The organism is Thalassovita mangrovi (assembly GCF_009857745.1).
GTDB classification, from domain to species: Bacteria; Pseudomonadota; Alphaproteobacteria; order Rhodobacterales; family Rhodobacteraceae; genus Thalassobius; species Thalassobius mangrovi.
This window is the reverse complement of record NZ_WWEN01000003.1, coordinates 169,399-191,956: the sequence shown is the minus strand read 5'-3', so window position 1 is coordinate 191,956 and position 22,558 is coordinate 169,399. Positions and strand designations below refer to the sequence as shown.

21 protein-coding genes are annotated in these 22,558 nt (G+C 63.8%); 10 read left to right on the top strand and 11 right to left on the bottom strand.

Features of this window, described 5'->3' with window-relative positions; genetic code table 11:
- Nucleotides 1-20: 20 nt before the first annotated feature.
- The 7 genes from GR167_RS07470 to smpB all read right to left on the bottom strand — a co-directional run bounded on the left by GR167_RS07470 (nt 21) and on the right by smpB (nt 7,402).
- On the bottom strand, nt 21-476 hold the full coding sequence (locus GR167_RS07470) for a hypothetical protein (protein ID WP_160972846.1): 456 nt from the start codon (nt 474-476) through the stop codon (nt 21-23).
- Between the two features lie 131 nt (nt 477-607).
- Complete coding sequence (locus tag GR167_RS07465; RefSeq protein ID WP_160972845.1) at nt 608-2,950, bottom strand: aldehyde dehydrogenase family protein; 2,343 nt, start codon at nt 2,948-2,950, stop codon at nt 608-610.
- A gap of 32 nt (nt 2,951-2,982) precedes the next feature.
- Complete coding sequence (deoC, locus tag GR167_RS07460; RefSeq protein ID WP_212769878.1) at nt 2,983-3,993, bottom strand: deoxyribose-phosphate aldolase; 1,011 nt, start codon at nt 3,991-3,993, stop codon at nt 2,983-2,985.
- Nucleotides 3,994-4,044: 51 nt separating this feature from the next.
- Nucleotides 4,045-4,620 carry a 2-dehydro-3-deoxygalactonokinase gene (locus GR167_RS07455; RefSeq protein ID WP_160972844.1) on the bottom strand — a complete coding sequence of 192 codons (576 nt, stop codon included), beginning with the start codon at nt 4,618-4,620 and terminating at the stop codon, nt 4,045-4,047.
- A 126-nt stretch (nt 4,621-4,746) separates the two neighbouring features.
- The gene (locus tag GR167_RS07450; protein WP_160972843.1) at nt 4,747-5,931 is read right to left on the bottom strand and encodes an amino acid aminotransferase; all 1,185 of its coding nucleotides are present in this window, start codon (nt 5,929-5,931) and stop codon (nt 4,747-4,749) included.
- A gap of 3 nt (nt 5,932-5,934) precedes the next feature.
- A complete protein-coding gene (gene sseA, locus GR167_RS07445; protein ID WP_160972842.1) occupies nt 5,935-6,792 on the bottom strand; it encodes a 3-mercaptopyruvate sulfurtransferase in 858 nt (285 codons plus the stop codon).
- 133 nt (nt 6,793-6,925) lie between these two features.
- Nucleotides 6,926-7,402 carry an SsrA-binding protein SmpB gene (smpB, locus tag GR167_RS07440; protein WP_160972841.1) on the bottom strand — a complete coding sequence of 159 codons (477 nt, stop codon included), beginning with the start codon at nt 7,400-7,402 and terminating at the stop codon, nt 6,926-6,928.
- Between the two features lie 213 nt (nt 7,403-7,615).
- Between smpB and GR167_RS07435 the strand changes: the two genes are divergently transcribed.
- The gene (locus GR167_RS07435; RefSeq protein ID WP_160972840.1) at nt 7,616-8,170 is read left to right on the top strand and encodes an AAA family ATPase; all 555 of its coding nucleotides are present in this window, start codon (nt 7,616-7,618) and stop codon (nt 8,168-8,170) included.
- A gap of 199 nt (nt 8,171-8,369) precedes the next feature.
- On the top strand, nt 8,370-9,086 hold the full coding sequence (locus GR167_RS07430; RefSeq protein WP_160972839.1) for a phosphatase PAP2 family protein: 717 nt from the start codon (nt 8,370-8,372) through the stop codon (nt 9,084-9,086).
- Nucleotides 9,087-9,134: 48 nt separating this feature from the next.
- Here the strand turns inward: GR167_RS07430 and uraH are convergent, their stop codons facing one another.
- Nucleotides 9,135-9,494, bottom strand: a complete 360-nt coding sequence (gene uraH, locus GR167_RS07425; protein WP_160972838.1) for a hydroxyisourate hydrolase — start codon at nt 9,492-9,494, stop codon at nt 9,135-9,137.
- A 156-nt stretch (nt 9,495-9,650) separates the two neighbouring features.
- On the opposite strand from uraH, the gene puuE reads away from it, so the two are divergent.
- The 7 genes from puuE (at nt 9,651) to GR167_RS07390 (ending at nt 17,918) form a co-directional block, all read left to right on the top strand.
- Complete coding sequence (gene puuE / locus GR167_RS07420) at nt 9,651-11,063, top strand: allantoinase PuuE (protein WP_160972837.1); 1,413 nt, start codon at nt 9,651-9,653, stop codon at nt 11,061-11,063.
- A complete protein-coding gene (locus tag GR167_RS07415; RefSeq protein ID WP_160972836.1) occupies nt 11,060-11,872 on the top strand; it encodes a bifunctional allantoicase/(S)-ureidoglycine aminohydrolase in 813 nt (270 codons plus the stop codon). The genes puuE and GR167_RS07415 overlap by 4 nt, the downstream gene beginning before the upstream one ends.
- Before the next feature lie 72 nt (nt 11,873-11,944).
- On the top strand, nt 11,945-12,433 hold the full coding sequence (locus GR167_RS07410) for an ureidoglycolate lyase (protein WP_160972835.1): 489 nt from the start codon (nt 11,945-11,947) through the stop codon (nt 12,431-12,433).
- Between the two features lie 41 nt (nt 12,434-12,474).
- Nucleotides 12,475-13,836: a uracil-xanthine permease family protein gene (locus GR167_RS07405; RefSeq protein WP_160972834.1), complete on the top strand. Its 1,362-nt coding sequence runs from the start codon at nt 12,475-12,477 to the stop codon at nt 13,834-13,836.
- 325 nt (nt 13,837-14,161) lie between these two features.
- On the top strand, nt 14,162-14,374 hold the full coding sequence (locus GR167_RS07400; RefSeq protein ID WP_160972833.1) for a YgaP family membrane protein: 213 nt from the start codon (nt 14,162-14,164) through the stop codon (nt 14,372-14,374).
- A 22-nt stretch (nt 14,375-14,396) separates the two neighbouring features.
- Complete coding sequence (locus GR167_RS07395; protein ID WP_160972832.1) at nt 14,397-16,070, top strand: bifunctional protein tyrosine phosphatase family protein/NAD(P)/FAD-dependent oxidoreductase; 1,674 nt, start codon at nt 14,397-14,399, stop codon at nt 16,068-16,070.
- Between the two features lie 69 nt (nt 16,071-16,139).
- Complete coding sequence (locus GR167_RS07390) at nt 16,140-17,918, top strand: SulP family inorganic anion transporter (RefSeq protein ID WP_160972831.1); 1,779 nt, start codon at nt 16,140-16,142, stop codon at nt 17,916-17,918.
- 73 nt (nt 17,919-17,991) lie between these two features.
- Here GR167_RS07390 and dapA read toward each other — a convergent pair whose 3' ends face one another.
- A complete protein-coding gene (gene dapA, locus GR167_RS07385; protein WP_160972830.1) occupies nt 17,992-18,864 on the bottom strand; it encodes a 4-hydroxy-tetrahydrodipicolinate synthase in 873 nt (290 codons plus the stop codon).
- Between the two features lie 157 nt (nt 18,865-19,021).
- Here dapA and GR167_RS07380 point away from each other — a divergent pair, with 157 nt between their 5' ends.
- Nucleotides 19,022-20,983, top strand: coding sequence for a lytic transglycosylase domain-containing protein (locus GR167_RS07380; RefSeq protein WP_160972829.1), 1,962 nt, complete (start codon nt 19,022-19,024; stop codon nt 20,981-20,983).
- On the opposite strand, the gene GR167_RS07375 is transcribed toward GR167_RS07380, so the two are convergent.
- A complete protein-coding gene (locus GR167_RS07375) occupies nt 20,957-21,823 on the bottom strand; it encodes a DMT family transporter (protein ID WP_160972828.1) in 867 nt (288 codons plus the stop codon). The genes GR167_RS07380 and GR167_RS07375 overlap by 27 nt on opposite strands.
- Nucleotides 21,820-22,497 carry a tRNA (5-methylaminomethyl-2-thiouridine)(34)-methyltransferase MnmC2 gene (gene mnmC2 / locus GR167_RS07370; RefSeq protein WP_160972827.1) on the bottom strand — a complete coding sequence of 226 codons (678 nt, stop codon included), beginning with the start codon at nt 22,495-22,497 and terminating at the stop codon, nt 21,820-21,822. Before mnmC2 ends, GR167_RS07375 begins: the two co-directional genes overlap by 4 nt.
- Between the last annotated feature and the right edge of the window lie 61 nt (nt 22,498-22,558).

Genomic DNA, 22,558 nt, shown 5'->3' with positions numbered 1-22,558 from the left:
AATTGCGTTTCCATCGCTAGCTACAGCTTGAGAATTTCGGGTGCACTCGAAGTTACGATGTCAATTGTGTGGTCAAGTGTATTGATTTGATAGTGAATAAGGACGGTGTCGTAATAGGATTCCGCCCAGGTACTCCGCTTCACGAAATCTAAGAAAAAAGACTTAGAATAAATTCGGAGCCAACCTCCTATCGAGACTTCTTCGTCGCTTTCCTGCGTGAACATTTCTTCGGTTACAGCATAAGAAACGAAGCCCTCGAAACTCAACCTGAAGGCCTCACTTTGAGGCGTGATTGTAAGAGCATGGACACCATCGATCCCGCCCATACTTGTGGTCTCTTCGTTGCTAATCGCAGCCGCGATGTCCACTTCCAATATGCGATCATTGATGGGTCGGATTTGTTTGGTGAGTAGATACTTTATCTTGTTAACTTGTGTGACGATCGGGTGTTCGATGGATGTGAAAAGTTCGCTCATGAATGTTCTTTTTACACGTGGCTGCTAATTCGTTCCGAAACCAACCCCTAAAAAAGTCGTAGAAATTCGGCTGATGAAGCGGCGAGTGGCTCTCGCCGCTAAGTAAGTTCTTGCTGTAAAGGCAGGAGCGATCATTCTCCGTAGGGCACCCAGATCGTCTTGACCTCGGTTGCGGCATCCAGGAACGCGCGGCCTTCACCCTCGGTCCCCATCCAGTCGCGGGCCAGACCGTTATTGACCCAGGTCCGTTTCAGGTTGCCTGCGCTTTCGCGCTCGATCAGGCCGGAGATGTCCGAGGACGAGAAGCTCCACACCGCGTCCACATCCAAGTGGCTCGCCAGCGTCCCGGCCAGTTCGGCATGCGATCCGGTCAGGATGTTGGCCACCCCCGCCGGTACGTCCGACGTGTCCAGCACCTGATAGAAATCGGTCGCCGCCAGCGGCATCGCTTCGCTTGCCACCAGCACGGCACGGTTGCCCATGGCGATGGCCGGGGCCATCACTGACACCAGCCCCAGAAGCGGCGCCTCGTCCGGGCAGATCGCGCCGATTACGCCGACCGGTTCGCGCATCGACAGGGCGACGCCACGGATCGGTACGCCCTTGGCCTGGCCATCGTATTTGTCGGCCCAGGCGGCATAGGTGAACAGGCGCCGGATCGAGGCCTCGACCTCCTTGGCGCCGTGGTGGCCGGACAGCGCGTCGATCCGGTGGGAGAATTCGTCCGCCCGCGCCGACAGGTTTTCGGCGATGTAATAGAGGATCTGCGCCCGTAGATGGCCGGTGGTTTTCGACCAACCGGCGGCCCCGCGCGCCGCTTCGACCGCGTTGCGGATATCCTTGCGGCTGGCGATCGGCACCTCGCCCAGATGCTTGCCAGACTTGGACCAGACATCGCGGCTGTACCCGCCATCGGGCCGCGCCTGTTTGCCGCCGATATAAAGCTTGGCGGTGCGATCCACCGTTTCCGGTTCGATCTTGTCGCCCGCGAAGGGCTCCTGCCGCGCCAGCGGCTTGGCCTTGCCCTTGGGCTTGGTATAGGATTGCAGCCCTTCCCAGCCGCCTTCGCGCCCGTATCCGCTTTCGCGTACCCCGCCGAACCCTGCGGCGGCGTCGAACAGATTGGTCGCGTTGACCCAGACCACGCCCGCCACCAGTTTCGGCGCGATATCCAGTGCCAGGTTCACGTTTTCGGTCCACACCGTGGCGGCCAGCCCGTATCGGGTGTTGTTGGCCAGCGCGACCGCCTCGGCCGGGGTGCGGAAGGTGGTGGAGACCAGGACGGGGCCGAAGATTTCCTCCTGCATCAGCGGATGCGACGGTTCCAGCCCGGTGATCAGGGTCGGCGGGTAATAACAGCCGCCCGCGGGCAATTGCGCGTTCAGCCGATGGATTTCGCCATCCGTGCAGCCATCGACCATGTCGCGCACGGTCTGCAACTGCACCGGATCGGCCAGCGCGCCCATGTCGATACATTTGTCCAACGGGTCGCCGACGCGCAGCTTGTCCATCCGCGCCTTCAGCTTGTCGATGAAGCGTTCCGCGATGCCTTCCTGCACCAAGAGCCGCGACCCGGCGCAGCAGACCTGGCCCTGGTTGAACCAGATCGCATCAACCAGCCCCTCGACGGCTGAATCGATATCGGCGTCGTCGAAGACGATGTAGGGCGACTTGCCGCCCAACTCCAGCGTCAGCGCCTTGCCGCTGCCTGCCGTCGCGGCGCGGATTTTCCGGCCCACCTCGGTCGAGCCGGTAAAGGCGATCTTGTCGATATCCGGGTGGCCCACGATCATTTCGCCCACCGCGCCGTCGCCGGTGACGATGTTGACGACGCCCTTGGGCAGCCCGGCCTTGCGGCAGATATCGGCGAACAGCAGCGCCGTGAGCGAGGTGTATTCGGCCGGTTTCAACACCACCGTGTTGCCCATCGCCAGCGCCGGTGCCACTTTCCAGGCCAGCATCAGCAGCGGGAAATTCCACGGGATGATCTGGCCGCAGACGCCCAACGCCTCGCGGTCCGGCAGTTCGGATTCCATCAGCTGCGCCATACCGGCGTGGAAATAGAAATGCCGCTGCACCAGCGGCACGTCGATATCGCGCGCTTCCCGGATCGGCTTGCCGTTGTCCAGCGTTTCCAGCACCGCGAACAGCCGCGCATGTTTCTGCAACAGCCGCGCGATCGCATACAGGTGCTTGGCCCTTCCATGCCCGCCCAGCTTTTCCCACTTGGGCTGCGCCTTGCGGGCAGCGGCGACGGCGGCGTCGACATCGCCTTGCGTGGCCTGCGTCAGCACCGCCAGCACCTCGCCGGTGGCGGGGTTCTTCGACTCGAAGCCCTCACCGGCTTCAGTGAAGTCACCGTCGATGAAATGGCCGAACCGGTCGCCCTGATCGACCAGCCAAGCCAGCGCCTCGGCGGCGCTTTCGGGGGCGGGGCCGTAATCCATGGTTTCGAAAATGTCCTTTACGGTCATGCAGGTCGCTCCTGTTTCGGCGGCTAGGCGCCTTACCCCATTGCGTGGCGGTAGCTGGCCGAATAGGCCCCGGTGACATGGTGTTCCAGCTGCCGTTCGATATCGCCCAGCAGGCTTGAGGCGCCAAAGCGGAACAGGTCCGGCTGCAGCCAGCGGTCGCCCAGTTCCTCCTTGATCAGCGCCAGGTAGGTCAGCGCGTCCTTGGCCTTGGAAATCCCGCCCGCGGGCTTGTAGCCGACGCGGTAGCCGGTGCGTTCATGATAATCGCGGATCGCCCGGATCATCACCAGCGACACCGGCAGGGTGGCGTTGACGCTTTCCTTGCCGGTTGAGGTCTTGATGAAATCCGCCCCCGCCATCATGCAGACGAACGAAGCGCGCGCCACGTTGCGCAAGCTGCCCAATTCGCCGGTCGCCAGGATCGTCTTCAGATGCGCCTCGCCGCAGGCTTCGCGGAAGGTTTTGACCTCATCGTAAAGCGCCTGCCAGTTGCCGGTCAGCGCGTGGCGACGCGAAATCACGATGTCGATTTCCTCGGCCCCTGCCTTCACGCTTTCGCCGATCTCGGCCACGCGGAGGTGGAACGGCGACAGGCCCGCCGGAAAGCCGGTGGATACCGCCGCGATCGGGATGCCCGAGCCGTCGAGCGCCTTTACCGCGGGCGCGATCATGTCGTGATAGACGCAGACCGCGCCGGTGGTGATGCCCGACACGCCAAGCGCATCGAGGATATCGGGCCGCACCGGCTGCCGCGCCTTGGCGCACAGCCGGGCCACCCGGCCGTCGGTATCGTCGCCCGCCAGCGTGGTCAGGTCGATGCAGGTGAGCGCCTTCAGCAGCCACGCCGCCTGGTAATCCTTCTTCACCGACCGGCGCCCCGGCAGGGTGGCCGCGCGCCGTTCGATGGCCGATGTGTTGGCCTGCGCCCGCATCACCCAATCGAGGTCCAGTTCCATCCCCGGATTGCGCGGTTCGGTCACCTGCGGCAGCTGCGCGGCCTTGTCTTGGATATCGGTTTGCACCGGATCGCTCCACTTTACCATTTGGTCAACAGCGTGGCACGGCCCCCCGGCATTGGCAAGCCGCGCGTGGCGTCAGCCGCGGGTGCCGTTCAGCGCGGCCTTCCCCGCCTCGGAGCAGTCGCCGGGGGCGATGATCTCGGCCGGAACGCCCTGCTGGCCCAGCAAATCCGCATAGGCGCGGGCCAGCCCCCCTTCGCCGATCACCGCCACCATCTGGCCCAGCCAATAGGGCCGGGTCGCGGCGATCTCCGCCCCGATCAGGTGGCCCAGAATGGCGTCCTTGGACCCGGCGATATCGGCGCTGCTCAGATGCGTCGCCAGCCGTTCCGGGCGCGACAGCGTGTCGGCGGCGGCCTCGCTATCCCCACGCTCCGCATCGGGGGCAAGTGTCGCGGCCAGCCGCGGCGTGAGGAAGCTTTGAAAACTCACCGCCTCATCGGCGCTGATCTGCACCCAATGGGTCCGGTCGGCCCCGATCACACAGGCGGTGCCGTCCCAGTTCTGCTTCAGCCGGGTCAGCCCGATCAGCAACAGCCGATCCGCCGCCGACAGCCGCCCCAAAGGCGCCGCCTGCCGCAGATCGCGCAGCGTGTCCCCCTCGGGCACCAGCCGGGCCGGAACCGGTTCCGCGTCGATGCGTTCTGCCATCGCAATCCCACCTTTTGCCGACCCCGGCGATAACATCCCCCGGGTCGGCTTTCATCTTGGTCAAAATACCTCGGGGGAGTCGCCGCTTGCGGCGGCGGGGGCAGCGCCCCCATCCCCCGGCCGGTCTCAGATGCCGCAGTCGATGATCGCCTTGGCCAGGATCGGCACCGAGTTCTTGTTCAGCCCGGCGATGTTCAGCCGCGAATCCCCGACCATGTAGATCGCGTGTTCCGCGCGCAGCTTGTCGACCATTTCCGGCGTGGTGCCGAGGCGCGAGAACATGCCGCGGTGGTCGGCGATGAAGGCGAAGCGGTCCGACCCGGACAGGCGTTGCAATTCACCGGCCAGCTGCTCGCGCAGGCCCAGCATCGACAGCCGTACCTCTTCCAGCTCGGCGGCCCAGTCGGCGCGCAGCTCGGGGCTTTGCAGGATCATCGTCACCACCCGCGCGCCGTGATCGGGCGGGAAGGAATAGTTCTGACGGTTGAGGAAATTCAGCGTACCCTGGGTCAGCCCGCGCAGGCCCTTGTCCTGTGCGACCGCCATCAGGATGCCGGTACGTTCGCGGTAGACGCCGAAATTCTTCGAACAGCTCGCCGCGATCAGGCATTCGGGCATGCTCGACGCCACCAGACGGGTGCCGGCTGCGTCTTCTTCCAGCCCGTCGCCGAAGCCCTGATAGGCGATGTCGATCATCGGAATGGCGCCGGTTTTCAGCAGCGTGTCGACCACGATCTGCCACTGCACCAGGTTCAGGTTGGCGCCGGTCGGATTGTGGCAGCAGCCATGCAGCAGCACCACGTCGCCCGCCTTGGTCTGTTTCAGATCCTCGATCATGCCGTCGAAATCGACGCCGCGGGTGGCGCTGTCGAAATAGCGGTATTCGGCCATCGGCATCCCCATGAATTTCAGGATGCTGACATGGTTCGGCCAGGTCGGGTTCGACACGAAGACGCGCGCGTCGGGATTGGCCATGCGGATCATTTCAAACGCCTGGCGCACCGCGCCGGTGCCGCCCGGGGTGGCGGCTGCGGCGACGTTTTCGCGCGCCACGGCATCGCCCAGCACCAGGTCGATCATCGCGTCGGCAAAGGCCGGATCGCCCGCCAGACCGACATAGGACTTGCTGTCCTGCGCTTCCCACAGCTGCTTTTCGGCGGTCTTCACGGCGCGCATCACCGGGGTCAGGCCCTCGGCGTTCTTGTAGACGCCGACGCCCAGGTCGATCTTCTGCGGCCGCGGGTCGTCCTTGAACAGCTGCATCAGCGCAAGGATCTTGTCTGCGGGTTGTTCTTTCAGGTTGCTGAACATGTTTCAGGCTTCTCCAGTGGCGACGGGCAGGGTGGGGAAGGCGCCCCATTCGGACCACGACCCGTCATAAATCGAATGATCGGTTTTGCCGATGCGTTCCAGCGCCAGGCACAGCACGGCGGCGGTCACGCCCGACCCGCAGCTGGCGATCACCGGCTTTTTCAGATCGACGCCGGCGGCTTCGAACCGGGCGCGGATGTCCTCGGGCGATATCATCGTGCCGTCATCGTTGAGCAGATCGGTGAAGGGCACGTTCTTGGCCCCCGGGATGTGACCCCGGCGCAGCCCTGCGCGGGGCTCATCGACCTCGCCCTTGAACCGTTCGGCGGAACGGGCATCGACGATCTCAAAATCGCCCAGCTTCGAGGCGGAAGACACCTGCGTCACGTCCTTGACCATGTGGTTCTGGCGCCGCACCGTCATGTGGCGGTCGCGCACGATGGGCGGCATGTCCTCGACTTCGCGCCCCTCGGCCAGCCATTTCTTCAGCCCGCCGTCCAGTACCGCGATATTGTCCTGCCCCATCAGCCGGAACAGCCACCAGACGCGCGCCGCGGAATACAGCCCGGCGGTGTCGTAGACCACCACCTGGTGGCCGTCGCCCACGCCCATGGCGCGCAAACGGCTCATGAATTTTTCCACCGGCGGCACCATGTGCGGCAGTTCGGAACGGTGATCGCTGATATCGTCGATATCGAAGAAACGCGCATTGGGAATATGCGCTTGTTCATATTCCGCCCGGGTGTCGCGGGTTTCACCCACGAACGGCATGGTGGCATCGATGATCCGCAAATCGGGATCCTTCAGATGCGCGGCCAGCCAGTCGGTCGAAACCAGTGTCTTGGGATCGTCAATCGCCATGAGGGCCCCCTTCGATAGCTTCCTGTCGTGCCTACATTGCAAGGGGCAGGCTGGCAAGACCGGGCGCGGCTTCGGGGCGCGTTCCGGGGCAATATTTTGCGTTATTTCCGGGGGCTGGCGGCGCGGGGCGGGCTCAGTCGCCGTGGCGCAGCAGCCGCTGTTTCTGCCGGTCCCAGTCGCGCTTGGCGTCGCTGGCGCGCTTGTCGTGCAGTTTCTTGCCCTTGGCGATGCCGATCTTCAGCTTGGCCATGCCGCGGTGATTGAAATACAGCACCAGCGGCACCAGGGTCATCCCCTTGCGCTGCGTGGCGTTCCACATCCGGGCCAGTTCCTTCTTCGACACCAGAAGCTTGCGCTTGCGCCGTTCCTCGTGGCCCCAGGTTTTCGCCTGTTCATAGGGCGCGATATAGGAATTGATCAGCCACAGTTCGCCGTCTTCCACCGATGCATAGCTTTCGGCGATATTGGCGGAATTCACCCGCAGCGACTTGACCTCGGACCCCTGCAGGATGATGCCGCATTCGATATCTTCCTCGATGGCATAGTCGTGCCGCGCCCGCCGGTTTTCGGCGATGACCTTGTAATTGGGATCTGTCGGTTTCTTAGCCATTGCGGTTCTCTAGCGGGCCTTGCCGGGCCTGTCCATCGGAAGCCGGTATTTAAGGGCGTTTGGCGGGGAAACCAAGGGGGATGGAAGCGTACGAAATTCGCTTTCCGGCTGGGGCGTGTTGAGGTTTTCGCTCATGCCTTCACTTTGCAAAGCCTGTTGTTGGCTTGATTTGCCCAAGTTACGGTGTTTGCAGAGGCGGCTTCAGGGCAGGATATGGAAAGACTGGGCATCGTGGTTTCCGGGCTTCCGGCAAGCGGGAAAACCCAGCTTGGAAGACGTGTGTCCGAAGCGCTCGATCTTCCCTTCCTCGACAAGGATGATTTCCTCGAAAGCCTGTACGAATGCGAAGGCGTCGGGGATTGGGCGTGGCGACAATCGTTGAGTCGCAAGGCTGATGCGCTTTTTCAGGCGGAAGCGGAGGAACTGTCCTCCGCGGTCCTGGTGTCCCATTGGCGTCCGACGAATGCAGATTCAAAAAGTGGAACGCCCACCGATTGGATTGCCGGGAGCTTCAGTCAAATCATCGAGCTCTATTGCGAGTGCCCTCCGGCGCTTGCCACCGAGAGGTTCTTCCGGCGGTCGCGCCACCCGGGCCATCTTGACCACACCCGGGATCGTCAGGAATTGGCGGTACGGATGCGTGAGTTCGCGCAGCATTACCCCCTTGGCGTCGGCCCGGTTGTGTCAGTCTCGACCGAGCATGAGGTGAATATCGCTGAACTGGCGGATCGAATCCTTTCGGCTTCGGCCTCGAAAGCGGGTTCATAAATCCCTGCCATCCCCCCTTGGGCAGGGTTGGATTGTCGTGGCGGCCATCGGTATCGGTTTGTAGCGCCCGAATATGAGCATCTTGCATAAACGCAACGCTCGGAACGGCCCAAAGCCATAGACTCGCTCCCCACGGCTTGATCGAAAACGGAAACCTATCTTACCCTTGAGGCATAGATCGCGTGTCGGAGCATTGGCGATGGACACCAAAGCGACATCCTTTTCACCGGGTCATTATGACGAGCTCATTTTGGGCTGGTTTAACCAATGGAATGGCCGCTACGACGCGCTGGACGCCTTTCTGAAGTATTCGGAGGGTGTCTATGTCAAAGCGCTCCCCTTCATGCTCGTGGTCTGGGCGCTCTGGTTCCTTCCGTCGTCGCAAGAGGAAAGAACCGCAACGCGCGAACGTCTGATTGCCGTGTTACTGACGACCTTCCCGATCATCGCGATCACCCGGGCGCTGGCCAATTTCCTGCCCTACAGCGCACGTCCCATTCATTCGGAGGGCGTGTTCGTCACTCTCAGGGCAGGGCAAAGCCGCATGGAACTCGACGGCTGGAATTCGATGCCGTCCGATCACGCATCGCTGTTCATCGGGCTGGCGGTGGGAATACTGCTCGTCGATCGCCGCTTTGGCGTATTGGCGCTGTTCTGGGCGGTGTTCGCCGTTTCCCTGCCGCGCATCGTGAGCGGGTTTCACTGGCCCAGCGATATTCTTGCGGGGGCGCTGATCGGTGGCGGGCTCGCCCTCGTCTTGGTGCCGCTGCTCACGCGCTTCGCCAGGTGGGCGCGCATCGTCCCGTTCTTCCAGGCGCGCGAGGCGCTCTGCTATCCGCTTTTATTCTTGGCGACCTTCGAAATAGCGCAGATGTTCCACGCGACCCGTGCTGTGGTTCGGTTGATCACGGAATGATGCCCTCGGGGGCACGCGTTCCCAGGTCAGGGCGGATGAGGCCCCGCGTCAACTCCCCCGATACGTACTCATCCCGAAGGGCGAAAGCAGCAGCGGCACGTGGTAATGCGCCTCGGGGTCGGAAATCCCGAAGCGGATCGGCACGATGTCGAGAAACCGCGGCTCCTCCACCGGGACGCCCGCCGCATCCAGGTAATCTCCGGCTTCGAACACCAGCTCGTAAATCCCCACCGCGAATTCCCCCTTCGGCAGGATCGGGCTGTCGGTGCGGCCATCCGCATTGGTCACCATCTGCGCCAGCAGCGACCGGGTTTCGCCCTCGATCCGGTACAGCGAAACCGCAAGCTTCGCCGCCGGGCAACCGCGGGCGGTATCCAGAACGTGGGTTGTCAGATATCCTTCGGCCATTGGAATGCTCCTTTATCAGGCAGGCGACAGGGGTGTTGCCGGAAGGATAGGCGCATCTGGTTCCGAAACACACGCCTGAAAGTGTTTCAAAATATTTTTGAAAGAGACAAGCGCATTTGGTGGCGTAGAACAAGGGACATCACGGAAAGTACAGAAATGAAGCGTTACCCACGTAATATGATCGGATACGGGGCGGATCGTCCCGATGCACAATGGCCGGGTGGCGCCCGGATCGCGGTTCAGTTCGTGCTGAACTATGAAGAGGGCGGCGAAAACTGCCTGCTGCATGGCGATGGCCAATCCGAGGCCTTCCTGTCCGATGTCGCCGGCGCCGCGCCCTGGCCGGGGCAGCGGCATTGGAACATGGAATCGATCTACGATTACGGCGCGCGGGCAGGGTTCTGGCGGCTGCACCGTCTGTTCACCGGCGCCGGCATCCCGGTGACGATCTATGGCGTGGCGACGGCGCTGGCGCGCAACCCCGAACAGGTCGAGGCGATGAAGGCGGCCGATTGGGAAATCGCGTCGCACGGGCTGAAATGGGTCGAACACAAGGACATGCCCGAGGAGGAAGAACGCGCCGCCATCGCCGAGGCGGTGCGCCTGCATACCGAGGTGGTGGGGGAACGCCCACGCGGCTGGTATACCGGGCGCTGTTCGGTCAACACCGTGCGCCTGACCGCCGAGGAAGGCGGTTTCGATTACGTCAGCGACACCTATGACGACGACCTGCCGCACTGGATGGAATTCGGCGACCGTGATCAGCTGATCATCCCCTACACGCTCGAAGCCAACGACATGCGGTTCGCCACCGCGCCCGGCTATATCACCGGCGAACAGTTCTTCACCTATCTGAAGGACAGTTTCGACACGCTTTATGCCGAAGGCGAAGCAGGCAAACCGGCGATGATGAGCATCGGTCTGCATTGCCGCCTGATCGGGCGTCCGGGCAAGATGGCCGGGCTGAAGCGCTTCATCGACTATATCCAGGGGGTCGAGGGCGTCTGGACCCCGCGCCGGATCGACATCGCCGAACACTGGGCAGCGACCCATCCGCATCAACGCTTCGAGCGGCCCAGCCAGATGTCCAAGGACCGGTTCGTTACCCTCTATGGCGGCGTGTTCGAACATTCGCCGTGGATCGCCGAGCGCGCCTTTGACCTGGAACTGGGCCCGGCCCATGACAGCGCCGCCGGGCTGCATAACGCGCTCTGCCGGATGTTCCGTTCGGCCTCTCACGACGAACGGTTCGGCGTGCTGACGGCGCACCCCGATCTGGCGGGCAAGCTGGCGGCCGCGAAACGGCTCACCGCCGAAAGCACCTCGGAACAGGCCAGCGCCGGGCTCGACGCGCTGACCGATGCCGAACGCGCGCGCTTCACCGAGTTGAACACCGCCTATGTCGCCAAGCACGGTTTCCCCTTCATCATCGCGGTACGCGATCATGACAAGCCGGGCATCCTGGCGGCCTTCGAACGCCGCTTGGACAACCCGACCGAGGTCGAATTCAACGAGGCCTGCAAGCAGGTCGAACGCATCGCGCGTCTGCGGCTGGAGGACATGCTGTGACTTACGCCTTTCCCCCCGGCGGGCTGCCGGATCAATCCGTGAACCCCGAGGGCCGGGCGATCTTCACCGACGCCTATGCCTTCATCCCCGCGATCACCATGCGCGATATCGTGACCAGCCTGCTGCCCGGCTGGGAAAACACCCGCGCCTGGATCATCGCCCGGCCGCTTTCCGGTTTTGCCGAAACCTTCGCGCAATACGCGGTCGAACTGGCGCCGGGCGGCGGCAGCGATACGCCCGATCCCGATCCGCTGGCCGAGGCCGGTCTGTTCGTCGCAACCGGCCGCCTGCGCCTGACGCTGGACGGCGCCGATCACGATCTGAGCGCGGGCAGCTATGCCTATATCCCCGCCGGCGCCAAATGGACGCTGTGGAACGCGGGCGAGGATGTCGCGCAATTCCACTGGATCCGCAAACGCTACGAGGACGTGCCGGGACTCAATCGCCCTGATCCGATCCTGACCTCGGATCAGGCCGTCGCGCCCAGCGTCATGCCCAACACCGACAAATGGGCCACCACCCGCTTTGCCGATCCGGATGACCTGCGCCACGACATGCATGTCAATATCGTCACCTTCCAGCCGGGCGGCCGCATCCCCTTCGCCGAAACCCATGTGATGGAACACGGGCTTTACGTGCTGCAGGGCACCGCGCGCTACCTGCTGAACAAGGATTGGGTCGAGGTCGGGCCGGGCGATTTCATGTGGCTGCGCGCCTTCTGCCCCCAGGCCTGCATCGCCACCGGTAATGAGCCCTTCCGCTACCTGCTCTACAAGGACGTCAACCGGCATCCGAAGCTCGCGCTCTGAGCTTCTTCTGTTCACAAATATCCCCGGGGGTGCGGGGGCAGGCAGCCCCCGCCGGTCCGACAGGAACCACAGATGACCAACGTGATCAAAACCGAACCGCTCACTAGCGCCGCCTTCGCCCCGTTCGGCGATGTGCTTGAGGCCGAGGGCGCGCCGGACAAGATCATCAACCAGGGTTTCTGCGGCCGCTTCCACGACCGGGCGCAGCTGGATTTCGGCCCGGGCGGGCGGGCCGGGATTTCGATCTTCAAGGCCGAACCGCGCGCGCTGCCCTACACGCTCGACCTGGTCGAGCGTCACCCCGAGGGCAGCCAGGCCTTCATCCCGATGTCGCAGCATGAATGGCTGGTCGTCGTGGCCGAGGATGACAACGACGCCCCCGGGCGCATCCGCGCCTTCATCGCCGCCCCGGGGCAGGCGATCAATTTTCACCGCGGCACTTGGCACGGGGTGCTGACCCCTCTGCATGCGCCCGGGCTGTTCGCGGTGGTCGACCGTATCGGCGACACCGCGAACCTGCAGGAGTACCAGTTCCAGACACCGTATCAGATACAACGCTGAGCCCCCGGCAAGAGGGGCGACATCCAATAGGAGAACGAGGGATGACAGACACTACAATTGCAATCGGCACGCCTGCCCAGTTGCAGGACCCGAATTACACCCCACCCCTTGCCAAGGCGATCCCGCTGGGCATCCAGCACGTGCTGGCGATGTTCGTCGCCAACGTGACCCCGGCCATCATCATCGCCGGCGCGGCCGGTTTCGGCTTCGGGTCGGACCAGGGCGCGCTTGGTTTCCCGGACATGACCTACATGATCCAGATGTCGATGCTGTTCGCCGGCATCGCGACGCTGTTCCAGACCATCGGCATGGGCCCGGTGGGGGCGCGGCTGCCGATCGTGCAGGGCACCTCTTTCGCCTTCATCCCGGTGATGATCCCCGCCGTCGCGGGCCAGGGTACCGCCGGGATGGCGGGGCTGATGACCGGCGTGATGATCGGCGGCATCTTCCACTTCATGCTGGGCACGGTGATCGGCAAGATCCGCTTCGCCCTGCCGCCGCTGGTGACCGGGCTGATCGTGCTGATGATCGGGCTGGCGTTGATCCGCGTCGGCATCCAGTACGCGGCGGGCGGCGTGCCGCTGATCGGCAAGCCGGAATACGGTTCCTTCGCCATGTGGCTGCCCGCGCTGGTGGTGATCGTGGTGACGCTGGCGCTGAAGTTCTTCACCCGCGGCTTCCTGGCCGTGGCCGCGGTCCTGGTCGGCATCCTGGTGGGCTACGCGGTGGCTTTCGCCATGGGTCAGGTCAGCTTTGCCAATGTCGGCAAGGCGGCGGCCTTCGCTTTGCCGCTGCCGTTCAAATGGGGCTTTGAATTCAACAGCGCCATCGTCATCGGCATGTGCTTCATGGCCATCGTGTCGGCGATCGAAACCGTCGGCGACACCTCGGGCATCTGCAAGGGCGGCGCCGGGCGCGAAGCGACCGACAAGGAAATCGCCGGCGCGACCTTCGCCGACGGGCTGGGCACCGCCGTGGCGGGCATCTTCGGCGGCCTGCCCAACACCTCGTTCAGCCAAAACGTGGGCCTGATTTCGATGACCGGGGTGATGAGCCGCCACGTCGTCACCATCGGCGCGATCTTCCTGATCATCTGCGGCCTGGTGCCGGTGGTCGGTGCGGTGATCCGCACGGTTCCGATCAACGTGCTGGGCGGCGGCGTGATCGTCATGTTCGGCATGGTGGCCGCATCGGGCGTGAACATGCTGTCCGACGTCAACTGGAGCCGCCGGAACATGGTGATCTTCGCCGTGTCGCTGTCGGTCGGCCTGGGCCTGCAGCTGGAACCCGGCGCGTTGCAGCACCTGCCCAAGACGATGCAGATCCTGCTGACCAGCGGTCTGCTGCCGGCGGCGGGCCTGTCGATCATCCTGAACCTGGCCCTGCCCAAAGACCTGGACTGATCGCATCCGCAAGCGCATGGAAAGCCCCCGCCGGAGGATCGGCGGGGGCTTTTTCGTTTCCGCCGCAATTCGGCGGATCGGCGCGAAAAGCCGGTGATCGTCCTTGGTGCAGGAAGGCCGGAATCGACGCCCGGGGGGAAGAAATCGGCTCTGAACGTTTGTTTTGCGGGCTTTGCAGGGATTGGCGGATGCCGGTTCGAAATACGACTGAATCTAGTTAACACTATGAATTACTTTTGGATTTTCCGATTTCAGGCGCCCCGCGGAAATCGGGTTGAAAAATACATTCATAATACTTTATATGTTGCCCATTGAAGGAGACAGCATGACCTGCAATGTCGGAAACCTGGACCGTCTGATCCGCCTGGTTCTGGGCGTCGGATTGTTCCTGTCGCCCTACCTGACCCATTTTTCGATCTGGGATATAGGCGCGGCCCGAATTGCGGTTATGGTGGTAGGCGCTCTGCTGGCATTCAGCTCTGCGTTGAGATTCTGCCCACTCTATCGTCTGCTCGGTATCAACACCTGCCGCGTATGACTTCGTGAAAGGATTCCAGATCATGGACCCCAAGAAGATTTCTGACGAACTGTCCGTCGCCCCCCAGATCATGCCGGATGAAGTGGCCAAGCTCGTCGAGCTGGGTTTTCGCTCGATCATCTGCAACCGGCCCGACGGCGAAGCGGCTGACCAGCCGACCTTCGAGGAAATCGAAGCCGCAGCGAAGGCGGCAGGGTTGCAGGTCCGGTATCTGCCGATCGTAGCAGGCAAGGTGCGCGACGAAGACGCCGACGATTTCGGCAAGGCGCTGATCGAACTTCCGGGGCCGACCCTGGCCTATTGCCGCACCGGCACCCGCTCGACCACGCTGTGGTCGCTGTCGGTGGCCAAGGACAAGCCGGTCGCCGATATCCTCGCCGCGGCCAAGGCGGCGGGTTATGACATGGCGGGCGTCGTGCGCCGCATCGTCAACGGCGGCAAGACCCCGACCGATACCGGTGACGCGAAATACGACGTGGTGATCGTTGGTGGCGGTGCCGCCGGGATCGCGGTAGCGGCGAGCATTCATGCCCGCAAGTCCGACCTGGAAATCGCCATCCTCGATCCGGCCGACATCCATTATTACCAACCCGGCTGGACCATGGTCGGCGCGGGTATCTTCGACCCGGAAACCACGGCCAAGACCATGGGCAGCCTGATCCCGAAAGGCGTGCACTGGATCAAATCCGCCGTCGCCGCCTTCGAACCCAAGGACAACGCCGTCATCCTCGACGGCTGCCGGGTGGTGAAATATGACCGCCTGGTGGTCTGCCCGGGGCTGAAGCTGGACTGGAACAAGGTCGAAGGCCTGGTCGAAACGCTGGGCAAGAACGGCGTGACCTCGAACTACCGCTACGACCTGGCGCCCTATACCTGGGAACTGGTCAAGGGGATGAAAGAAGGCCGCGCCCTGTTCACCCAGCCGCCGATGCCGATCAAATGCGCTGGCGCGCCGCAAAAGGCGATGTACCTGTCCAGCGACCACTGGCTGCGCAGCGGCGTCCTGAAGGACATCGAGGTGAACTTCATGAATGCCGGCGGCGTGCTGTTCGGGGTGAAGGAATACGTTCCGGCGCTGGAAAAATACATCGAGCGCTACAACGCCAACCTGAACTTCTTCCACAACCTGGTGGCGGTCGACGGCGTGGCCAAGAAAGCCTGGTTCGACGTCGCCAAGCCCGACACCGAGGTCGAGCGCGTCGAGGTCGAGTTCGACATGATGCATGTCTGCCCGCCGCAGACCGCGCCCGATTTCATCCGCGTGTCGCCGCTGGCCGATGCGGCCGGTTGGGTCGACGTGGATCAGTCGACGCTGCGCCACAAGGAATTCGACAACATCTGGTCGCTGGGCGACGTGATGAACGCCCCCAACGCCAAAACAGCCGCCGCGGCGCGGATGCAGGCGCCGGTGGTGGCCGAAAACCTGGTCGACGACATCAACGGCAAATCGCCCGCCGCGATCTATAACGGTTACGGGTCCTGCCCGCTGACGGTGGAAAAGGGCAAGATCGTCCTGGCCGAATTCGGCTATGGCGGCGCGCTGCTGCCGTCCTTCCCGAAATTCATCCTGGACGGAACCAAGCCGACCCGCGCGGCCTGGATCCTGAAGGAGCAGATCCTGCCGCCGGTCTATTGGAAGGCCATGCTGCGCGGCAAGGAATGGATGATCAAGCCGGAAAAGGTTTCGGCCAGCTGACCGGACTGACGACGTATTAAAAAGGGCGGGAACTTCCCGCCCTCTCCTCTTTTGCCCAAGGACACACTCATGCGATTGCCCTCTCTCACTCGCGCTTCGCTGGAACGGCACCTGCCGATCCTGGAATGGTCGAAGACTTATGACAAAGACACGCTGACCAGCGACGTGGTTGCGGCGGTGATCGTGACGATCATGCTGATCCCGCAATCGCTGGCCTATGCGCTGCTGGCGGGGCTGCCGGCGGAAATGGGGCTTTACGCCTCGATCCTGCCGCTGGTCGCCTATGCGATCTTCGGCACTTCCCGCGCGCTGGCCGTCGGCCCGGTGGCGGTGGTGTCGCTGATGACGGCAGCGGCGGTCGGAAACCTGGCGCTGCAGGGCACGGCGGAATATGCCGCCGCGGCGATCACCCTGGCCTTCATTTCCGGTGTGATCCTGCTGGTGCTGGGGATTTTCCGGCTGGGCTTCCTGGCCAACTTCCTGTCGCACCCGGTGATCGCGGGCTTCATCACCGCGTCGGGTGTGTTGATCGCCACCTCGCAGCTGAAGCATATCTTCGGCATCGATGCGCATGGTCACAACCTGGTCGAAATCGTGACGTCGTTGTTCGAGAACCAGCACCTGACCAATCCGATCACCCTGTTCATCGGCCTGACCACGACCGCATTCCTGTTCTGGGTGCGCAAGGGGCTGAAGCCGCTGCTGCTGGGCTTCGGGCTGAAACCGCGCCTGGCCGACATCCTGGCCAAGGCCGGTCCGGTCGCGGCGGTGGTGGTGACCACGCTGGTGACCTGGATTTTCGGTCTGGCCGGCCATGGCGTGAAAATCGTGGGCGAGGTGCCGATGGGCCTGCCGCCGCTGACGCTGCCGTCCTTCGATGGGGAAATCTGGTCGTCGCTCTTCGTGTCGGCGCTGCTGATTTCGATCATCGGCTTCGTTGAATCGGTGTCGGTCGCGCAGACCCTGGCCGCCAAGAAACGCCAGCGCATCACTCCCGACCAGGAATTGGTGGGCCTGGGCGCGTCGAACATCGCCGCGGCGGTGTCGGGCGGTTACCCGGTGACTGGCGGTTTCGCCCGCTCGGTGGTGAACTTCGACGCCGGGGCGGAAACCCCCGCCGCGGGCGCCTTTACCGCCGTGGGCATCCTGTTCGCCGCGCTGCTGCTGACGCCCTTGCTGTTCTTCCTGCCCAAGGCGACGCTGGCCGCGACCATCATCGTGGCGGTGCTGAGCCTGGTCGATTTCTCGATCCTCAGCCGCACCTGGAAATATTCCAAGGTCGATTTCGCCGCCGTGGCCGCGACCATCTTCCTGACCCTGGGTTTCGGCGTGGAAATCGGCGTGTCGACCGGCGTGGCGCTGTCGGTGCTGCTGTTCCTCTACAAGACCTCGCGCCCGCATGTGGCCGAGGTGGGGCTGGTCCCCGGCACCCAGCATTTCCGCAACATCCTGCGCCACGACGTGCAGACCAATCCCAACGTGGTGACGCTGCGGATCGACGAAAGCCTCTATTTCGCCAATGCGCGCTTCCTTGAGGATTACGTCTATGACCGGGTCGCCTGCGACGAGCCGATCAAGCACGTCGTGCTGCAATGTTCGGCGGTCAACGAGATCGACATGTCGGCGCTGGAAAGCCTGGAGGCGATCAACCATCGCCTGCATGACGCCGGCATCAAGCTGCACATGTCCGAGGTCAAGGGCCCGGTGATGGACCGCCTGAAGCGCAGCCATTTCCTCGAAGAAATGACCGGCGAGGTGTTCCTGTCGCAATATGACGCGCTGGTGGCGCTGACCCGCCCCGATCTGGCGGGCGACATCGCGCACGAAGACAAGAACGCGGCCGAATAAACAAGATACCACTCGCGAAACGAAAAACGCCCGGTCCTGGACCGGGCGTTTTTATTTGCGGTGTTCAGGTAGGTCAGATCAGACCGGCATGGGCCATCGCGGCGTCGATCTTGGCCTTGGTGCTGTCCAGCAGACCGGTCAGCGGCAGGCGGACCTCTTCGCTGCACAGGCCCAGCTTGGCCATTGCGTATTTCGCGCCGACCAGACCGGGTTCGACGAAGATCGCTTCGTGCAGCGGCATCAGGCGGTCCTGGTATTCCAGCGCCTTGGCGTAATCGCCCGCCAGGGTCGCGGCCTGGAATTCGGCGCAGAGTTTCGGCGCCACGTTGGCGGTGACCGAAATGCAGCCGGTGCCGCCATGGGCGTTGAAGCCAAGCGCGGTGGCGTCTTCGCCCGACAGCTGGCAGAAATCGGCGCCGCAGGCGGCGCGCTGCTGGCTGACGCGGGCCAGATCGCCGGTGGCGTCCTTGACGCCGACGATGCGGGGCAGCTTGGCCAGTTCACCCATGGTTTCCGGCGTCATGTCGACGACCGAGCGGCCCGGGATATTGTAGATGATGATCGGCAGCTCGCAACAATCGTGCATAGCGGTGAAATGCGCGATCAGCCCGCGTTGGGTCGGCTTGTTGTAATAGGGCGTCACCACCAGCGCGGCGTCGGCGCCGACCTTTTCGGCGTGCTGGATCAGGCGGATGCCTTCCAGCGTGTTGTTCGACCCGGCACCGGCGATCACCGGCACCCGGCCCGCGACGGCCTTGACCACTTCCTCGACCACGGTTTCATGTTCGCGGTGGGTCAGTGTCGGGCTTTCGCCGGTGGTGCCGACGGGGACGAAACCGTTGGTGCCTTCGCCGATATGCCATTCGATCAGTTTCTTGAGCGTCTCCAGATCCAGCTCGCCGTTCTTGAACGGCGTGACCAAAGCAGGAAAAGATCCTCTGAACATGACACGCTCCTTCTGTCGTATGGCCGGTTTCGGCCCGGTGAGTTCGATCCGCTGCGCGCGCCGGGGCGGGCATGATTTCGCCTTCGTGATTTGCACCGGAAGCCGCGCGGAATTAAGCTTGCGCTGTCTATCCCTTGTTCCTTTGTAAAAGCAAGCCATGTTGCGTCTTATTCCCCTGTTCCTTGCCATTTCTGCGACGATTCTTCCCGCCCAAGCGCAGCAAAATCCCGGTCCCCGGCCGCTTGCCAGCGCCATCGATGCGGCCCAGGACCGCGATTGGGACCGCGCCGCGCAACTGGCCGAACGCGCGGGTGGGCAGGTGTCCGCCGATATCGTCGAATGGATTCGCCTGCGGGCGGGCAAGGGCACACCCGAAGAGGTGACCGCCTTCCTGTCCCGGCGCGCCGATTGGCCGGGTCTGAAGCTGTTGCGCAAACGCAGCGAGGCGGCGATGGCCGAGGCCGCGCCCGATCAGGTGATCGCGTTTTTCGAACCCGAACCGCCACAGACCGGCACCGGTCTGCTGGCCTATGCCAAGGCGCTGAGCGCAGCCGGGCGGCAGGGCGAAGCCGAAGCCGGGCTGGTGCTGGGCTGGCGCACCCTGTCGCTGGACAAGGAAGAACATGCCGCGCTGCTGGCGGCCTATCCGAAACTGCTGGCGCCGCATCATGAAGCGCGGCTCGACATGGTGCTGTGGCGCGACTGGTCCAGCAACGTGACCGACATGCTGCCGCTGGTGCCCGAGGGCTGGCGCAAGCTGGCGACGGCGCGGCTGGGGCTTCGGGCGCAGCGCAAGGATGTCGACGCGCTGATCAAAGCGGTGCCCAAGGAATTGGCCGATGATCCGGGGCTGGCCTATGAGCGGTTCCGCTGGCGGATGCAGAAAGGGCGCAGCGACGACGCCATCGCATTGCTGCTGGAGCGCAGCGCATCGGCGGCAGGCCTGGGCGAACCGGGGCAATGGTCCGGCTGGCGGCGCAGCATGGCGCGCGAACAGATGCGGGCGGCCAAGATGCAGACCGCCTATGCCATCGCCTCGTCCCACGGGTTGACCGAAGGGTCGGATTACGCCGACCTGGAATGGCTGTCTGGCTTCATCGCGCTGCGCTTCCTCAACGATCCGGAACTGGCGCGCGATCATTTCCAGCGGTTCCGCATGGCGGTGGACACGCCGATTTCTCTGGGCCGGGCCGGGTACTGGCTGGGCCGCGCGCAGGAAGCGGCGGGCGACGCCGAGGCGGCGAAACTGGCCTATGCCGAAGGGGCGCAGTACCAGACCAGCTTCTACGGGCTGCTGGCGGCGGAAAAGGCCGGGATCGCGTTCGACGCGACGCTGGCCGGGGGCGATGCCTTTCCCGATTGGCGGCAGGCGGAATTTGCCAACTCCTCGGTCTTCGAGGCCGCCATGCTGTTGCTGCGCGCGGGTGAAGTGAACCTGTCGGTGCAGTTCCTGCGGCATATGGCCGAAACCCTGACGCCGACCGAACTGGGACAACTGGGCGATCTGCTGGACGAGATGCAGGAACCGCATCTGGCTGTGATGGTCGGCAAAGAGGCGGCGCGGCGCGGATTGGTCGTGGCCGGGCCCTATTACGCGCTGCATCCGATGCGCGACATGACCCTGCCGGTGCCGATGGAACTGTCGCTGGCCATCGCGCGGCGCGAAAGCGAATTCAATTACCGGGTGGTCAGCGGCGCCGGGGCGCAGGGTCTGATGCAGCTGATGCCGGCCACCGCCAAGCTGGTGGCGCGCGACCTGGGGATCGATCACGACCCGGCCAGGGTGCTGAGCGACTGGAGCTATAACGCCACGCTGGGCAGCGCCTACCTGGCGTCGCTGGGGCAGCGGTTCAACGGCAATATCCTGATGGTTGCAGCGGGCTACAACGCCGGGCCGCGGCGGCCGGAACGCTGGATGGACCTGTACGGCGATCCGCGCAGCGGGGCGGTGGATGTGATCGACTGGGTCGAATTCATCCCGTTCCGCGAAACCCGCAACTACGTGATGCGGGTGGCGGAATCCCTGCCGGTCTACCGCGCCAAACTGGGCCGCGATCCGCTGCCGCAGCCGTTCAGCAAGGAACTTGTGGGATCAAGCGTTCTGCCGCTCTCGCCATAGGGTGAACAGCCCCGCCGACACGATGATCCCGGCGCCAATGGCGACGTTCAGCCGGACGGTTTCGCCGAAGGCCATGATACCGATCGCCGAGGCGAAGACCAGCTGCAGATAGGCGAAGGGCTGCACTGCGCTGGCCTCGGCCACCTCGTAGCATTTGATCAGCAGGAAATGCCCCAAGGCGCCGGTGACGCAAAGCGTTGCCATCCAGATCCAGTCGCCCGCCGACATCGGTTCCCAGAACCACATGCCGATCAGGGTCATCGCCACCGATCCCACTGTACCGGTCCAGAAGAACGAGGTCGCGGCGCTGTCTTTGCGGGCGACATAGCGGGTCAGCAATCCGTACAGCGCGAACATCAGCGCCGACAGCACCGGCAGGACCGCCAGCGGTTTGAACACGCCGACGCCCGGTTGCAGGATGATCAGTATGCCGACGAAGCCGACCGCGATCGCGCTCCAGCGTTTCCAGCCGACGGTTTCGCCCAGCACCGGGCCGGACAGGGCGGCGATCAGCAGCGGGTATCCGGCAAAGATCGCGTGGCTTTCCACCAGCCCCAGCCGGGTGAAGGCAAAGACCAGGACGCAGATTTCGGTGATCAGCAGCAGCGCGCGGAAGCTTTGCAGCAGCGGCTGGGTGGTGCGCGCGGCGGCGCGCACGCCGCCAGCCTTGCGGCTGGCGATGGCAATCACGAAAGCGGCGAAGAACCAGTAGCGGATCATCGTCACCATGAAGACGTTGTATTCCCCTGCCAAGTGGCGGGAAATGCCGTCCTGCACGGCGAAGACGAAGGTGGTGGCCACCATCAGCAGGATGCCGAGCCGGGTGTTGGTCGAACTCATGCCGGGGCCTTTCGCGCGACGGTCATATGGCGTTTGCGGCCGAAGCCGGGGCGGCGATCCACCTCGAACCCGGCGTCTTGCAGCCCGCGCCGGACGAAGCCCGCCGCCGTATAGGTCGCCGCGGTGCCGCCGGGCGCGGTGTGGCAGCAGACCTCGGCCATCAGATCCGGCCCCCAGAGCTCGGGGTTCTTGGCGGGGGAAAACCCGTCGAGGAACCAGGCGTCCGCTCGTCCCTCCCAATGCGGGAGGGTCTCGCGCGCATCGCCGCGGATCATCTCGAAGCGCAGGTCGGGCAGGTCGATCCGGTGCAACCCGTCGGACCAGTGCGGTGCCAGATCGGCGGCGACTTCGGCGATGTCCGGGAAGGCCCGTTGCGCGCGGATCATTTCATCCGGGGACATCGGGAACGCCTCGAACGTGGTGAAGTGCAGAACGCCCTCCTGACCGGTTTCGCGCCACAGCTTCAGCGCCGCCAGCAGGTTCAGCCCGGTGCCGAAACCGAGCTCGGCGATATGGAACCCGGGGCGGAACCGTTCGGGCAGGTCGTTGCCGCCCAGGAACACGTAAGAGGTTTCCGCCAGCCCGTTGTCGAGCGAAAAATAGGGATCGTCGAAACGTGTCGATACCGGCACCGTTTCATCGCGCCATTCCAGTTCGGCACGCTGGTCTTGCATCGTCTGATCCCTTAAGGGTTGCGGTTGAGAATGGCGGGACAATGAAAGGGAATGCGGGGAA